The 15,775-nt window shown below is 69.0% G+C and carries 11 protein-coding genes; 7 read left to right on the forward strand and 4 right to left on the reverse strand.

What is annotated here, in order from left to right:
• The first annotated feature begins 29 nt into the window (after positions 1–29).
• On the forward strand, positions 30–1,556 hold the full coding sequence (locus MPLG2_RS05090) for an FAD-dependent oxidoreductase (RefSeq protein WP_105185210.1): 1,527 nt from the start codon (positions 30–32) through the stop codon (positions 1,554–1,556).
• The gene (locus tag MPLG2_RS05095) at positions 1,457–2,032 is read left to right on the forward strand and encodes a hypothetical protein (protein ID WP_158680889.1); all 576 of its coding nucleotides are present in this window, start codon (positions 1,457–1,459) and stop codon (positions 2,030–2,032) included. Before MPLG2_RS05090 ends, MPLG2_RS05095 begins: the two co-directional genes overlap by 100 nt.
• A gap of 211 nt (positions 2,033–2,243) precedes the next feature.
• Here the strand turns inward: MPLG2_RS05095 and MPLG2_RS05100 are convergent, their stop codons facing one another.
• The 3 genes from MPLG2_RS05100 to MPLG2_RS05110 are packed head-to-tail and all read right to left on the reverse strand — an operon-like array spanning position 2,244 to position 5,449.
• Positions 2,244–3,227: a uroporphyrinogen decarboxylase/cobalamine-independent methonine synthase family protein gene (locus MPLG2_RS05100; RefSeq protein ID WP_105185212.1), complete on the reverse strand. Its 984-nt coding sequence runs from the start codon at positions 3,225–3,227 to the stop codon at positions 2,244–2,246.
• Complete coding sequence (mnmA, locus tag MPLG2_RS05105) at positions 3,227–4,303, reverse strand: tRNA 2-thiouridine(34) synthase MnmA (protein ID WP_269459171.1); 1,077 nt, start codon at positions 4,301–4,303, stop codon at positions 3,227–3,229. The genes MPLG2_RS05100 and mnmA overlap by 1 nt, the downstream gene beginning before the upstream one ends.
• Before the next feature lie 9 nt (positions 4,304–4,312).
• On the reverse strand, positions 4,313–5,449 hold the full coding sequence (locus MPLG2_RS05110; protein WP_173909598.1) for a cysteine desulfurase family protein: 1,137 nt from the start codon (positions 5,447–5,449) through the stop codon (positions 4,313–4,315).
• A gap of 155 nt (positions 5,450–5,604) precedes the next feature.
• Between MPLG2_RS05110 and glgX the strand changes: the two genes are divergently transcribed.
• From glgX to MPLG2_RS05135, 5 genes are all read left to right on the forward strand, one after another.
• Positions 5,605–7,800 carry a glycogen debranching protein GlgX gene (gene glgX / locus MPLG2_RS05115; protein WP_105185214.1) on the forward strand — a complete coding sequence of 732 codons (2,196 nt, stop codon included), beginning with the start codon at positions 5,605–5,607 and terminating at the stop codon, positions 7,798–7,800.
• Positions 7,801–8,414: 614 nt separating this feature from the next.
• Entirely contained in the window at positions 8,415–10,388 is a 1,974-nt protein-coding gene (locus tag MPLG2_RS05120; protein ID WP_231935964.1) for an alpha-1,4-glucan--maltose-1-phosphate maltosyltransferase, read from the forward strand.
• 58 nt (positions 10,389–10,446) lie between these two features.
• Positions 10,447–11,751, forward strand: a complete 1,305-nt coding sequence (locus MPLG2_RS05125) for a phosphotransferase (protein ID WP_105185216.1) — start codon at positions 10,447–10,449, stop codon at positions 11,749–11,751.
• A complete protein-coding gene (glgB, locus tag MPLG2_RS05130) occupies positions 11,751–13,643 on the forward strand; it encodes a 1,4-alpha-glucan branching protein GlgB (RefSeq protein ID WP_105185217.1) in 1,893 nt (630 codons plus the stop codon). Before MPLG2_RS05125 ends, glgB begins: the two co-directional genes overlap by 1 nt.
• A gap of 16 nt (positions 13,644–13,659) precedes the next feature.
• Positions 13,660–14,463: an NUDIX hydrolase gene (locus tag MPLG2_RS05135; protein ID WP_105185218.1), complete on the forward strand. Its 804-nt coding sequence runs from the start codon at positions 13,660–13,662 to the stop codon at positions 14,461–14,463.
• A gap of 150 nt (positions 14,464–14,613) precedes the next feature.
• On the opposite strand, the gene MPLG2_RS05140 is transcribed toward MPLG2_RS05135, so the two are convergent.
• Positions 14,614–15,738: a neutral zinc metallopeptidase gene (locus tag MPLG2_RS05140; protein ID WP_105185219.1), complete on the reverse strand. Its 1,125-nt coding sequence runs from the start codon at positions 15,736–15,738 to the stop codon at positions 14,614–14,616.
• Positions 15,739–15,775: the final 37 nt, after the last annotated feature.

Genomic DNA, 15,775 nt, shown 5'->3' on the forward strand with positions numbered 1-15,775 from the left:
CCGTATGGGCAGCAACCAGGAGGCCCACCATGACCCACCGAACCCTCGACATCGCCGTGATCGGCGCCGGCCCGACCGGGCTGACCGCGGCGCTGCTGCTGGCCCGGGACGGCCACCGGGTCGTGGTCTGCGAACCGGACCCGCTCCCCCGCACCGCCGACCCGCGCCCTGGTGAGCGGCCCGGGGTCAGCCAGTTTCGCCTGCCGCACGTCGTGATGCCGCGTTGGCTCCAGGATCTCGGGCGCGCGCTGCCCGACGTGTCGGACGCGCTGATCGACGCCGGAGCCGAGCCGTTCAACCTGTTGCACCAGCCGGACGACAGGATCACCGGAGGCACCCAGCACGGCGACGACGCGTTCGCCACCCTGGCGCTGAGCCGCGCGCTGCTCGAGCAGGTGCTCTCCGGTCTCGCCGCCCGCGAGCCGAACCTGGACCTGCGCCGAGAGACTCGTGCCGTCGGACTGCTGCCGGGCACGCACGGCCGGCTCGCGGTCGGCGGGCTGCGCACCGAACAGGGCGCATTGCCTGCCCATCTGGTGGTCGACGCGGCCGGCCGACAAAGCCCGGTGCCGGGCTGGCTGACGCCCGAGCAGGGCACCGTGACCGAGCAGCGCTCCGGGCAGCGGCTCACCTTCTATTGCCGGCACTTCGAGTCGCCGGACGGCCGGCTGCCGCGCCTCGGGCCGATCCTCACCCACCACCCCTCCTGGTCGCTGCTCACACTGCCGGCCGAGCGGCACCACTACGCGCTCGTGCTCGCCGTCGATGCCGGCGATCGCCGCCTGCTGCCCCTGCGGCAGCCTGAAGTGTGGGACCGGGCGGTGCGATGCAGCCCGATCGGCGCGGCGTGGCGCGACCACGGCCGTCCGGTCAGCGACGTGCTGGTGCACGCCGGCACAGACCTGCTGCGCGACACCGAGCCGGGGCCGATCGACGGACTGGTGACTCTGGGCGACGCCCGTGCGGTGACCAACCCGCTGCTGGGTCGCGGCCTCACCATCGGTGCGCTCAGCGCCCTGGCGCTGCGCGACGTGCTGCGCGAGCCCTGGGCGAGAGCGGCTGCCCGCTACGCCGACCGCTACGCCGAACGGGTCGGCGGCTGGGTGGATGCCACGATGTGGCTCGCCCGGCACCGGGCCGGCGAGTTGCTGGCCGAGTGCCGCGGCGTCGACTACCGGTCGGACGAACCGGGCTGGGCGATGACCGTCGCCCTGCGCACCGGCGCGCTGCACGACCCCCCTGCTGGCTCGCGCCTCGAGCCGGATCGGCGGCATGATCGCCACCCCCGCCGAGCTGTTCGCCGACGCCGAGGTGCGCGCACGGACCGTCCGCTACCTGGGCGAACCGGCGCACCCCGTCGCCGGCCCGAACCGGGCCGCGCTGCTGGCGGCCATCGCCGGCACCCCCCAGACTTCCCCGACCGGGGAGGAACCAACCACCACCCAAGGAGTCCACCATGTCCACCTCAGTGTCTGAGCGGGAGGCCGTCGCAACGACCACCGACCCGTTCCCACTGCCCAACGGGTCGTTCCAGCTGGCCGACCTGCCCCAACTGACCTCCGACTACCTGCATTCGATCCAGGTGAGGGTCACCCGGGTCACCGACAACCTCGTCTCACCCCAGGAGGGCTCCTTCTCGGTGCGCGTCACGAACGGGGCCGTGCGAGTCACCGGCTGGACCCTGCACCTGACGTCCACGAATCCTGATGTCGCAAAGATCAAGGCGTCCGGCACCCCGCTCATCATCTTCCGTGAGGGCGGCAGCAGCAGCGACCCGGTGGTGCCGAGCGGCACCACCGCCGAGACCATGTACGCGTTCTTCGGGGGCGATTCGACCGGTGACGAGCCGGACTCCGTGCTGGAGGCAGGCGAAGTCCGCGACTTCCGGTTCACCTACAAGGCGATTGCAGCAGGCGCCGGCACGTTCGAGGCCCATATCCACGGCACCGTCGACGTCGAATCCCTGTTCCCCCGAGGCCGCGGCACCGATGGGGAAGCGGACGTGGAGGTGAAGGAGGACTCGCCGAACTGATGCTGGTCGAGCCTGTCGAGACCCTCATTCGGCAGGTTCGCGATCTCGGGATCGCTGGAGCCTTTCGCCCAAGCCGCTCGATTTCGTGCTGCAACACGAAAGTGAACGGTCAACCCGAAGGCGTGCAACGATCTCGAGATCGCGGGGTGCGCCGAGGTGACGGTGCAGGTGAGATCGGATCTCGACAAGTTCGATCAACAGTCTGAGCCGCTCAGGTGCGCAAGTGCTCGTCAACCAGCGGTGCCGCGCCAAGCAGCGTCTTCGTTGCCGCCGACACCCCGGCCGCCGACCACGCCGCCAATCCGCACGCGGGGGTGAGCATCAGGTTGTCGGCCAGGGCGGAGCCCAGCTCCAAGGGCCGCAGCACTTTCAATGCCCGCCGCACCACCTGGTCGACACTCCAGGCCCGCTCGGACGCGGTGGGCAGGCACCCCAGGTACAGCGAGCCACCGTGGTCCACGAACTCGGCGACGGCGTCCCAGCCGGTGATTTGATCCTGGTCGAGCGACATCGCGCCGAAACCCGACTGGGCCACCAGCGACGGCAGAAGCCCCGAGGCGCAGCAGTGCAGCACGGCCCCCGGTGTGAGGGCACTGAGCAGCTTGAGCGACTCTGCCGCTTCGGGCAGGTCGATGCTGCGGTGCCGAAAGTAGCCACCCTCGGTGGGCACCGACCCACTCAGCACGGCCGGTAGCGCCGGCTCGTCCACCTGCAGCACCAGCTCGGCCCCGGGCAGTTTCGCTGCGATCTCGGCCAGCAGGTCGGACGTTCCCTGCGCCAATGACTGCGCCAGGTCGCGTCGCGCTCCGCGGTCGGCGAGCACGCGGCCGCCCAGCGGTCGGAACACTGATGCCGCCAGCGTCCACGGGCCGGTGACCTGCACCTTGAACCGGCCGGCGTACTCGTGCGCCTGCTCCTGCAGCATGTCGAGATCGTCGCGCAGCGTGGCCCGGGCCCGGCGGCCGTCGATGCCGGTGGCGTCCGAGAGCCGCCACACGCCGGCGTCGAAACTGACCGGCAGGTCGACCAGCAGCCCGCAGGCGCGGCCGATCAACCCCGCCCACGGCCCCCGCGCGGGCAGTTCGGGTAGGTGTGGCAGTCCGTTGTCGACGGACCCAAGGGTGTCGAACACCAGCCGCACGGCCGCCGGGTAGTCGGTGCCGGGCAGCGACCCGACCCCAGTGACGCCGACCATCAGCGGGCCGTGGCGGCGATGGTGGCCGAGCCGACCACCCGGTCGCCGTCGTAACACACCACGGCCTGACCAGGGGCGATGCCGTGGGTGGCGTCGTCGAGCAGCACCGTGATCGATTCGGTGCGGCCCTCGATCCACGCCGGCAGCGCCGCCCCGTGCGCACGCACCTGCACCAGCCCGCGCCACGAGCCGAGCACCTCGGCCTCGGCCCAGGTGGGCCGAATGCCGTCGATGCGGCGCACCGCCAGCGCTTCGTGCGGGCCGACGGTGACGGTGTTGGTGGTCGGCTCGATGCCCAGCACGTAGCGCGGACGGCCGTCGTCGGCGGGCACCCCCAGGTGCAGGCCTCGGCGCTGGCCGACGGTGAACGCGTGCGAGCCCGCGTGCGAACCGACCACGACGCCCTGCTCGTCGACGAAGTCCCCCGCGCTCGACCCCAGGTGCTTGGCCAGAAAGCCGGCGGTGTCGCCGGAGGGAATGAAGCAGATGTCGTGGCTGTCGGGCTTCTTGGCGAGGTAGAGGCCGCGAGCGGACGCCTCGGCGCGCACGTCGGCCTTGGCGGTGTCGGGCCCGAGCGGAAACAGGCAACGGCTGAGCTGGGCCTGGTTGAGCACACCGAGCACGTAGCTCTGGTCCTTGGCCTGCTCGGCCGAGCGCCACAACTGGGTGCGGCCGTCCACCTCGCGAAGCACCGCGTAGTGCCCGGTGGCGATGGCGTCGAAGCCCAGTGCGATGCCCCGGTCGAGCACGGCGGCGAACTTGATCTTCTCGTTGCAGCGCAGGCACGGGTTGGGGGTGCGGCCAGCGGCGTACTCGGCCACGAAGTCGTCGACCACGTCTGCGGCGAAGCGGTCGCTGAAGTCCCAGACGTAGAACGGAATGCCCAGCACGTCGGCGGCTCGCCGGGCGTCGTGGCTGTCTTCGAGCGAGCAGCAGCCCCGGGCGCCCGACCGATACGTCTGCGGGTTCTTCGACAGGGCCAGATGCACGCCGGTGACGTCGTGCCCGAGCTCGACCATGCGGGCGGCCGCGACCGCCGAATCGACACCGCCACTCATGGCCGCCAGAACTCGCACCCGCCGATTCTACAAAGCGGCCGCCCGTGCCCGCGCCACCGCCTGGGGCAGCGCCGCCATCAGCCGGTCGATCGCCGCGTCGTCGGTCGTGGGTCCGAACGAGAACCGCAGGGACGAACTCGCCTCGGCCTCGCTGCGACCCATCGCCAGCAGCACCTCGCTGGGCTGATGGACGCCCGCGGTGCAGGCCGAGCCTGTCGAACAATCGAGCCCCGCAGCGTCGAGCATCAGCAGCAGGTCGTCAGCCCGGCAGCCGGTGAACGTGACGTTGAGAACGGCCGGGCTGACCGGGGCGGTGCCGTTGACCATGACGTCAACGATGCTGTCGGTGATGCCCGCCGCCAGCCGCTCGCGCAGCACGCCGAGCCGGGCCGCCTCGGTCTCGCGATCACCGACTGCTGCCCGCGCTGCCGCGGCGAACCCCACCGCCAATGCCACCATGGCGGTGCCCGAACGCACTTTGCGTTCCTGCCCGCCGCCGAAACCCGGTGCGGCCAGGGCCAGATCACGGCGCACCACCAACGCACCGATGCCCACCGGCCCGCCCAGCTTGTGTGCGGTGACCGTCATGGCGTCGACGCCGAGGTCGGCGAAGTCGAGTGGCAGGTGACCGAAGGCCTGCACGGCGTCGGTGTGCGTCCAGGCATCCGCCGCACGAGCCGCTGCCAGCACCTGTTCCAGCGGCTGCGCCACCCCGGTCTCGTTGTTGACCAGCATGGTCGAGACGAGCGCCGTTCGTTCGGTGATCACGTCCAACCCGCTGGTCTGCAGCCGGCCGTCTCGATCGACCGCCAACACGTCCACCCGCCCCGGCAGCCGCTCGATCACGCCCGTCACTGACGGGTGTTCGGTGGCCCCGATCGCCAGCCGCGGCCGCCCCGGCCGCGACGACGCGCCCAACAGGGCCAGGTTGTTGGCCTCGGTGCCGCCCGAGGTGAACACGATCTCGGTGGGGTGCGCGCCCAGGCAGCCCGCCAACGTCTCGCGGCTCTCTTCGAGCAGGCGGCGCGCGGAGCGTCCCGCCGTGTGCAAGGACGAGGGGTTGCCGGGTAGCCGCCACACGGCGTCCATCGCGGCGCGGGCCACCTCGACCAGCGGCGCGCCGGCCGCGTGGTCGAAGTAGTCGCGCTCGCTCACCGTTGCCATATCTCCACCCGTGTGAATTACCTGATCTGGTCGCCTAGCTGCTTGAATGCTTGTCTCGTCACCTACATACGGCACTATATGAAGCCGGTGCCCCAGCAGGGTGGGTGACCGTTCGCTGTCGGGGGGCATCGAATGATTTCGACAGAAGGCAGCCTATGACCGAGCCAGTGCACAGCGCTCCGGCCACCACCATTCCGCTCGGCGCGCACCTGCGCGACGGCGGTACCGAGTTCGCGCTGTGGGCTCCGCGCGCCGTCCGCGTCGAGCTGGCTCTGGTGGACGACGCCGACAACCAGACCAACGTCGACCTCGCGTTGAACCCCGACGAGGGCATTTGGAGTGCCTTCGTGCCCGGCGTCGGGGCCGGCCAGCGGTACGGCTACCGGGTGCACGGCGACTGGAAACCCGAGGACGGGCAGCGGTTCAACCCTGCCAAGCTGCTGCTCGATCCGTACGCCAGGGCCATCACCGGCTACGTCGACTACCGCGGCCCGATCAGTGACCACACCGCCGAGTCGAACTTCACCCGTGACACCACCGACAGCTTCGGCGCGGTGCCGCTGAGCGTGGTGGTCGCACCCAGCCCACCCCCAACGCCGCTGGCCGTCACGGTGCCGCTGAGCGAGATGGTGATCTACGAGACCCACCTCAAGGGTTACACGCAGCGCCACCCCGAGGTGCCGGAGGGCCTGCGCGGTACCTACGCCGGTTTCGCCGACGACGCGGTGATCAAGCACCTGACAGACACCGGCATCAACGCGGTCGAGTTTCTACCCCTGCATCACTTCGTGTCAGAACCCTTCATCGTCGGGCGCGGCCTGGTGAACTACTGGGGCTACAACACCCTCGGCTTCTTCGCGCCGCACGCCCCCTACGCCAGCGCCAAGGCCGGCACCCTGGGCGGCCAGGTGGCGGAGTTCAAGCACCTGGTCGGCAAGCTGCACGAAGCCGGCATCGCGGTGATTCTCGACGTGGTCTACAACCACACCGGCGAGGGCGGCCACGAGGGCCCCACCCTGTCGTTTCGGGGCATCGACCACGGCGGCTACTACCGGCTGACCAGCGACAACCGCAACGACTACGACGTCACCGGCTGCGGCAACGCCGTCGACACCAGCCACCCGCGGGTGCTGCAGATGGTGCTCGACTCGCTGCGCTACTGGGCCACCGACATGGGCGTGGACGGGTTTCGCTTCGACCTGTGCACCACGCTGATCCGCGATACCAATCATCACGTCGACCAGAACCACGCGTTCAAGCAAGCGATCGCCGCGGACCCCGTGCTGGCCGACAAGGTGATGATCTCTGAACCGTGGGATCTCGGTCCCTACGGCTACCAGGTCGGGCGCTGGGGTAAGGGTTGGTCGGAATGGAACGACCACTTTCGCGGCTACGTGCGTGACTTCTGGCGCGGCGCCACCAACGGCGTACAAGAGTTGGCGACGCGGCTGTCGGGATCGTCCGACACCTTCGACCACGGCGGGCGTCCGGCCACCAGTTCGATCAACTTCGTCACCGCCCACGACGGTTTCACGCTGCGCGACGTGGTCACCTATGACCTCAAGCACAACGAGGCCAACTCAGAACGTAACCGTGACGGCACCGACGACAACCGGTCGTGGAACCACGGTTATGAGGGCGAGACCGACGACGCGGCGGTGAACGCGGCCCGGCAGCGCACCGCACGCAACATGATGGCCACCCTGCTGCTGTCGGCCGGCGTGCCGATGATCACCGCCGGCGACGAGATGGGTCGCACCCAGGGTGGCAACAACAACGCGTACTGTCAGGACTCCCCCACCTCGTGGGTCGACTGGCACACCGCCGACGAGTGGGCCGCCCAACTCGACCTCACTCGTGAACTGTTGACCCTGCGCGCCGAGCACCCGCTGTTGCGTAACCCGCAGTTCCGCTCGCACCGCGAGGTGGTCGACGACGACGGCGACGGACTGGGCCGCTCAGAGGTCGCCTGGTTCAGCGAGCACGGCACAGAGATGACCATCGACCAGTGGCACGAGCAGGGCCGCCGCACGCTCGGGCAGTACGTGTCAGACCCCAACGAGGCGTTTCTGATCTTCGTGCACGCGGGCTTCGAGCCCATCGTGCTCACATTGCCCGGGCAACCGTGGGCCAGTGAGTGGACCATCGCCGCCCATACCGGGCTCGACAAGGAGCTACCGCACCGACCCATGTCGGCCGGCTCGACGGTGACGGTGCCGGCGCGAACGGTGGTGGTGTTACACGGCGACGTGCTGGCCCACCTGCCCACGGTGATTCCGTCGCCCACGACACCCGACGAGCCCGTCGACGAACCGACGACGGTCGACGTGGACCCCGACCCGGTCATCTGACGCGGCTGTAGAGATCCCGGCGTTCGCCGGGATGACGTGGTTCAGCGCCTCGTGGGGGTTACGTCATCCCGGGCTTGCCCCGGGATCTCCCAATCCGAGCACGTAGCGGCCCGTCAGATTACGTCCGATTCGACACCGATCCTCGCTCAGTGAGGCGAGACGCGTCCCAGATCGGACGTCATCCGGCGGCCGTTCGACACGACGACGGAGTCCCGGCGTTCGCGGGGATGACGTGGTTCAGCGCCCTGTGGGTGACGTCATCCCGGGCTTGCCCCGGGATCTCCCAACCCGACCACGCAGCGGCCCGTCAGATTGCGTCAGATTGCGTCAGATTCGACACCGATCCCCGCTCAGTGAGGCGAGACGCGTCCCAGATCGGACGCAATCGGGCGGCCGTGCGACACGCGAAGAGAGATCCCGGCGCTCGCCTCGCTGACGAGGTTCTCGCCGCTGCATGCCGCACATGCTCGACACCTCGGCGTTTGCCCTCGTCATCTCGTCCGCGAGTCCCGGTGAGCCCTCCACCTGACGGGGTCGCAACCGCTAGGGTCGCTTACGTGAGCGAACCGGTGCTGGGCGTCGAGGCCCCCCTTCCAGTCGACCTGTCCCCCGTGATGACCGGCCCCTTCGGCTTCGGCCGCATACCGGTGGCCAAGGTGTGGCCCGTGATCGAGTGCGGCGCCTACCCGGCGAAGGCCGCAGTGGGCGAACTGATCCCGATTCGGGCCAAGGTGTTTCGCGAAGGGCACGACGCGGTCAACGCGTCGGTCATTCTGACCAGCCCCGAGGGTGTCGAGACCCGCACCGACATGACGCAGGTCGGCCCGCCGGGGCTGGACGGCTGGGAGGCGTGGGTACGGCCCGACGCCGAGGGCCCGTGGACGTTCCGCGTCGAGGGCTGGTCGGACCCCTGGGGCACCTGGCACCACAACGCCGAGGCCAAACTGGCCGCCGGCGTCGACCTCGAACTGGTCTGCCTCGAAGGCCGTGACCTGCTCGAACGCACCGCTGCGCAGGCCGACGCTGCGGGCGATCCGGTCGAGGCGTCCATTCTGCGCGCCACCGCCCAACTGCTGATTCCCCAGCGCAAGGCCGCCGACCTGCTCGAAGTGGCCAACGGTGCCGGACTGGCTTCGGCGATGAAGCTCTACGGCCCGCGCGAACTGGTGTCACCCACCGCGAACTTTCCGATCTGGGTCGACCGCAAGCGGGCTCTGTTCAGCGCCTGGTACGAGTTCTTCCCGCGCTCCGAGGGCGCCAGCTACGACGAGGCGACCGACCACTGGACGTCCGGCACGTTCGACAGCTCGCACGGCCGGCTCGAGGCGGCCGCCGCGATGGGCTTCGACGTGATCTACTTGCCGCCCATTCACCCCATCGGCAGCGCGTTCAAGAAGGGCAAGAACAACACCCTGGACGCCACCGACAAAGACCCCGGCTCGCCGTGGGCGATCGGCAGTGCCGACGGCGGTCACGACGCGATTCACCCCGACCTGGGCGACTTCGAGTCATTCGACCGGTTCGTGGCTCGGGCCAAAGAGTTGGGCGTCGAGGTGGCACTTGACTTCGCCCTGCAGGCCAGCCCCGACCACCCCTGGGTGAAGGAACACCCCGAGTGGTTCACCACCCGTATCGACGGCACCATCGCCTACGCCGAGAACCCGCCGAAGAAGTATCAAGACATCTACCCGATCAACTTCGACAACGACCCGGTCGGCATCTTCAACGAGGTGTTGCGGCTGTTCAAGTTGTGGATGAGCCATGGCATTCGCATCTTTCGCATCGACAACCCGCACACCAAGACCGTTCAGTTCTGGGGCTGGATCATCGCTCAACTGCGCAAGACCGACCCCGACGTGATCTTTCTCGCCGAGGCGTTCACCAAGCCCGAGATGATGCACGCGCTGGGCAAGGTGGGCTACCACCAGAGCTACACCTACTTCACCTGGCGTACCACCAAGTACGAACTCACCGAGTACGCCACTGAGCTGGCCGGCGAGATGTCGGCGTTCTACCGGCCCAACTTCTTCGTGAACACGCCCGACATCAACCCGTTCCACCTGCAGTCGGGCAACCCGGCGATGTTCAGCATCAGGGCGATTCTGGCCGCCACCCTGTCGCCCACCTGGGGCGTCTACTCGGGCTTCGAGCTCTTCGAGCACGAGGTGCTGGCCCCGGGGCGTGAAGAGTACCTGAACTCAGAGAAGTACGAGTACCGGCCCCGCGACTACACCGCCGAGCCCAACCTGAACATGCTGTTCGGCACGCTGAACGCCATCAGGCAGGCGCACCCGGCGCTGCAGCAGTTGCGGCAACTGCACTTTCACCACGCGGGCAGCGACGCGGTGATCGCCTTCAGCAAGCGCGACGGTGACGACGTGGTGATCGTGATCTGCAGCCTCGATCCCGACAACACCGTCGAATCGGACGTCTGGCTCGACCTGGGTGCGCTGGGTCTGGCCGGGCAGACCACGGTGCCGCTGCGCGACGAGCTCACCGGTGCGGCGTTCACCTGGGGCGAGCGCAACTTCGTGCGGCTCAACCCCACCCAGCCGGCGCACATTCTGCACGTGCAGACCGGCGCGTGACCCGCGCGTACCGCGGTGAATGCTGTTGTCCAGAGCGCTTTACTGACAGGATGATCCGGTGACCGACGCCCCCCTGGCAGCATGGTGGCCCCTGATCGAGAACGCCCGCTGGTTCGGCGGCAAGGGTTTGGCGGCCACGCTCGAAGGCATGACTGCGCTGCCCTGGCTGACCCCCGCCGGACGGCTGCCCGCGGTGCGTCCCGAGGTCGCCACGGTGCGCTACGCCGACGGACGACACGAGTTCTACGCCCAGCTCGTCGGCTACACCGACACCCCGACCACCGAGGTGATCCTGCGGGTGGATGACCCCGACCTCGGGCCCGTGGCGGCGGTCGAGGCGGTCGCCGACCCGGCCTGCATGCTGGCCCTGCTGACCGCCTTGGTCGAGCCCGACCACCCCGCCATGGAGTGGATCGACAGCCCGGCCATCGAGGCCACCACCGACACCAAGGTCTGGGCCGGCGAGCAGAGCAACACCACCGTCACGCTGGGCCGCAACCGCATGTTCAAGCTGTTTCGCAAGGTCGAGGCCGGCCGCAACCTCGACGTCGAGGTGCTGGCTGCCCTGAACGGGTCGGGGGTCACGCCCGATCTGTACGGGGCGCTGCTCGGCGACCTGCCGGGGGTGGGCCGCACCGACCTGGGCATGTTCGTGCAGCGCGTGCAGAACGTGCGCGACGGCTGGGAGTGGGCGTGTGAGGCCTGCGCCGACGACCGCGACATCACCGCCGAGGCGTCGCAACTGGGCGGGGCGCTGCGTGCCGTGCACGCCCGGCTGGCGCAGGCGTTCGGCACCTCGGTGGTGCCCGGCGCCGAGGTGGCCGGGGTGATCGCCGACCGCTTCGATGCCGCCGAGAACCAGGTGGACGAGCTCAAAGCGGTGCGCGCCGCGGTGCGGCCGGCGCTGCTGGCGCTGGTCGACGTCGACCTGGTGGTGCAGCGCGTGCACGGGGACTTTCACCTCGGCCAGGTGCTGCGCTCGGCCAACGGCTGGACCATCATCGACTTCGAGGGCGAGCCGCTGAAGACGCTGGACGAGCGGCGCCGTCCCGACAGTGTCTGGCGCGACGTCGCCGGCATGTTGCGCTCGTTCGACTACGTACGCGGCGCACACCCTGATCCCACTTCGGCCCAGGCGTCCGCCTGGTCGTCGGCCGCCCAGGCCGCGTTTCTCGCGGGTTATTGCGAAGAAGCGGCCCCCGATCGTCCGGTGCTCGACGCCTACGTGCTCGACAAGGCGGTCTACGAAGTGGTGTACGAAACCCGTAACCGGCCCAAATGGGTACACATCCCGCTCGGTGCCGTCCATGATGTGGCTAGGCGGACGGCGCTGTCCACCACGCACGATTCAAAGGAGAACTGATGGCACACGACCAGGCCGGCGGCCTGACCGGATGGGATCTCGAAGGCTTCCACAACGGCGGCGACACCGAGGTGTGGCGCCGGCTCGGAGCGCACACGGTGACGCTGCACGACGACGAGCGTGGTGAGATCACCGGCACGCGGTTCGCCGTGTGGGCGCCCAACGCCCAAGCGGTGCGCCTCAACGCCGACTTCAACTGGTGGACCGGCGACGCCATGTCGCTGGTGCCCGGCTCGGGGGTGTGGGCGCTGTTCGTCGAGGGTGTCGGCGACGGCGCGCTCTACAAGTACAACGTGCTCGGGGCCGACGGGGTCTGGCGCGAGAAGGTCGACCCGATGGCCTTCTTCGCCGAGCAGGCACCGGCCAACAGCTCCATCGTCTACACCAGCCAGTACGCCTGGGACGACGGCGAGTGGATGAACAAGCGGGCTGTGACCCAGCCGCACGAGAGCCCGATGTCGATCTACGAGGTGCACCTCGGGTCGTGGCGCAAGGGCAAGACCTACCTCGAGCTGGCCGAAGAGCTGGTCGAGTACGTCACCTGGCAGGGCTTCACCCACGTGGAGTTCATGCCGGTCACCGAGCACCCGTTCGAGCCGTCGTGGGGTTACCAGGTCACCAACTACTTCGCGCCGCAGTCGCGGCTGGGGCGTCCCGACGAGTTCAGGCACCTGGTCGACAAGCTGCACCAGGCCGGCATCGGCGTGATTCTCGACTGGGTGCCCGGGCACTTTCCGAAGGACGAGTGGGCACTGGGCCGGTTCGACGGCACCGCGCTGTACGAGCACGCCGACCCCCGCCAGGGCGAGCACATGGACTGGGGCACCTACATCTTCAACTACGGCCGCAACGAGGTGAAGAGCTTCCTGGTCAGCAACGCGCTGTACTGGGTGAGCGAGATGCACATCGACGCGCTACGGGTCGACGCCGTGGCGTCCATGCTGTACCTCGACTACAGCCGCAAGGACGGCGAATGGGTACCGAACCAGTTCGGCGGCAACGAGAACCTCGAAGCCATCGACTTCTTGCGCTACGTCAACAAGCACCTGTACGAGCGGGTGCCGGGGGTGTGCATGATCGCCGAGGAGTCCACCTCGTTCGGCGGCGTCACCAAGCCTGTCGACCAGGGCGGCCTCGGGTTCGGGTTCAAGTGGAACATGGGCTGGATGAACGACTCGCTGCGCTACCTGGCGCTCGAGCCGATCTACCGGCAGTACCACCACCACGAGATGACGTTCGCGATGGTGTACCAGTACTCAGAGAACTTCGTGCTGCCGATCAGCCACGACGAGGTGGTGCACGGTAAGGGATCGATGATCAACAAGATCCCGCAAGACTCGTGGCGACAGTTCGCCACGCTGCGCGCCTTCTACTCGTTCATGTGGGGCTTCCCCGGCAAGCAGCTGCTGTTCATGGGTTGCGAGTTCGGCCAGCGCACCGAGTTCAACGAGGCCACCTCGCTGGAGTGGTGGGTGTCTGACCTGTGGGGCCACCACGGCCTGCAGCGGCTGATCAAAGACCTCAACGAGCTCTACGCCGCCAGCCCAGCGCTGTGGAAGCTCGACAGCGACCCGGCCGGCTTCCGCTGGATCAACGCCGACGACGCCAGCGGCAACACGTTCAGCTGGGTGCGTTCCGACGGCGAGGGCGAGCACGTCGCGGTGATCGTGAACTTCTCGTCCGAGCCCTGGGCCAACTACAAGATCGGCCTGCCCAAGGCCGGCGTGTGGAAGGAAGTGCTCAACTCCGACGCCGGCATCTACGACGGGTCCGACTCGCACGGCAACCTGGGCCAGGTCGAGGCGCACGAGGAGCAGTTCAACGGGTTCGACGCAGCCGCCACGATCGTCGTGCCGCCGCTGGGCGCGGTGTACTTCCGCTACGAGGGCTGAGCGGCCGGTACTCGCCTTGAGCGGCGAAAGCCACGAGTTTCAGGTACATCTGCGGGTCGGTGAGACCGGCGTCGGTGTGCTGGAGTGGTCGGGTCGGGCGCCTCAAGAGGCGGTCGACCAGGCCGTCAGCCTGGCCGCCGACGACGGTCTGATCGCTCGCGGGCTACGTCGCATCGAGGTGTCGCTGCCGGCGTCCGACACGATGGGGCGGCGGGCGCTGCACCGGGCCGGCTTTCGGCTCGAAGGCACTCGCCGGCTGGCGCACGTCGCCGCCGACGGCACGTTCGCCGACGTGGTGCTGTACGCCCGGCTGGCGAGCGACCTGGTGTACGGCGCCGGCGGGTTCACCGGCGTGATGAACTCGGTGCTGCCGCGCAAACGGCTGATCGCGCACGCGCTGATCACCGACCAGTGGGATCGGGTGTGCCTGGTCGAAACGACCTTCAAAGACGACTGGGAACTGCCGGGCGGCATCGTCAACACCTACGAGTCGCCGTGGACGGGTGCGGTGCGTGAGATCAAGGAAGAACTGGCGCTCGACCTGAGCGTCGGGCGGGTGCTGGTGATCGACTGGCTCGCCCCGTACCTGGGCTGGGAGGACGCCGTCGAGCTGATCTTCGACGGCGGTCAGCTCACCAGCGAGCAGACCGAGGCCATCGTGCCCGACCCGGTCGAGATTCGTGAGGTGCACTGGCTGGCACCCGACAAGGCCGCCGAGAAGATGGCCCCCTTCGCCCGCGGACGCATGCTGGCCGCGGTCGCCTGCCGCGTCGGTGGCGGCACCAAGTACCTGGAACGCGGCTTCATCCGCGCCGAGTGAGCCTGGCTCGCGGGCGGTTGTTGCGGTGGTCCGCCCACGTGACTGCCTTTGTGACACGTCGCTGCCCGCGTGCAGGCAGCTACGTGTCACAAGGCCAGCTACGTGGGACGGCTTCGTCGGTTCACCTTTTGCAGTGAGGGCCCTCGCGGGTCAGCGCACCTTGTCGGCCGACGCGGTGAAGGTTTTGCACGCCTTGATCGCGGACGTGCCGAGCCCCAGGGCCAGCCATCGCGTACGCGCCTTGGCGGAGCCGTGCTGGCTGATCACACCGGTGAGCGTGTCGTCGGCGATGGACGCCAGCACCTCGGCGAACCCCTTGCGGTCGGCCGCGTTCAATGCGGTCGCACGGGCCAGCGCGTTCATCGCCGAGCCGGCCAGGCAGTCGGCCTGCAGTTCGAGCCGGCGGGCGTACTCGTTGGCCTTGGCCTTGCTGGTGGCGACGTAGCGGTACCACCAGCCGGCCGTGAGTAGCCCGGTTCGGGCTTGTACCGCGTGCCCGTACTCATGGGCGAGAATCAGGTCGTAGGCGTAGTCGCGCTCGGGCAGAATCTCGTACAGCACCCGGCCGAAGTAGATGCGCTGGTTGGCCGCGCAGTAGTAGGCGTTGTACGCGTCCAGCTTTCCGCACGGGCTGGCGGCCGCACCCGAGTACACCGTGACCACCGGGTACGGCATCGAGAAGCCCGCCGTCCGCAGCGCTGGGCGCCACACCATGGTCAGGCAGCCGGCCACGCGGGTCAGGTGCTTCTGCAGCCCTGCGGCCGAGATTCGGGCCGGGTCGATCAGCGGCAACCCACAGGTGGTCGGAACCTTGACCTTGCGCGGGTAGATGGCGTTGGCGTTGAGCCACTGGCGGGCCTGCGCGAGCGTGCGCGGTTCGGGTAGGGCGCCGGGCTTGGCGTTCGGCGTGCCGACCCCGCTCGGCGTGGGCAGCGGCACGAGGGTGACCGGCTGCGTGCTCGGGCTCGGGCTCGGCGATGCACTCACGCTGGCCGACGGGGTGAGAGTCGGACGCACTGTGGTCGCACCGGTCGACGGACTCTTGGCCGGATCGGTGGCGCTCGGTTGGGTGACTGCTGTTGTCGCAGGTGCGGATGCAGTCGGGTCGGACGCCGACAGCACCCGGCTCCACACGGCCATCGCGGCCAATGCCAGCACTCCCCCGGCGACCACCAGCGCCGCCGTGAGCACCATCGTGCGCACCGAGTCACCCCGTCGCGGTGGCATGGATGCACCCCAACCCTGGCCGGCCGGCGGCCACGACGCCTGCGTCATGCGCAGACCCTCATGGCCCGCGCGAACCTTCGGGTGG

It is taken from the genome of Micropruina glycogenica (assembly GCF_900289045.1).
Lineage (GTDB): Bacteria > Actinomycetota > Actinomycetes > Propionibacteriales > Propionibacteriaceae > Micropruina > Micropruina glycogenica.

What these genes read in the sequence shown, in the direction of transcription:
- MPLG2_RS05090 (WP_105185210.1), top strand. Translation starts at nt 30, where the DNA reads ATGACCCACCGAACCCTCGACATCGCCGTGATCGGCGCCGGCCCGACC.
- MPLG2_RS05095 (WP_158680889.1), top strand. Translation starts at nt 1,457, where the DNA reads ATGTCCACCTCAGTGTCTGAGCGGGAGGCCGTCGCAACGACCACCGAC.
- MPLG2_RS05100 (WP_105185212.1), bottom strand. Translation starts at nt 3,227, where the DNA reads ATGGTCGGCGTCACTGGGGTCGGGTCGCTGCCCGGCACCGACTACCCG.
- MPLG2_RS05110 (WP_173909598.1), bottom strand. Translation starts at nt 5,449, where the DNA reads ATGGCAACGGTGAGCGAGCGCGACTACTTCGACCACGCGGCCGGCGCG.
- glgX (WP_105185214.1), top strand. Translation starts at nt 5,605, where the DNA reads ATGACCGAGCCAGTGCACAGCGCTCCGGCCACCACCATTCCGCTCGGC.
- MPLG2_RS05120 (WP_231935964.1), top strand. Translation starts at nt 8,415, where the DNA reads ATGACCGGCCCCTTCGGCTTCGGCCGCATACCGGTGGCCAAGGTGTGG.
- glgB (WP_105185217.1), top strand. Translation starts at nt 11,751, where the DNA reads ATGGCACACGACCAGGCCGGCGGCCTGACCGGATGGGATCTCGAAGGC.
- MPLG2_RS05140 (WP_105185219.1), bottom strand. Translation starts at nt 15,738, where the DNA reads ATGACGCAGGCGTCGTGGCCGCCGGCCGGCCAGGGTTGGGGTGCATCC.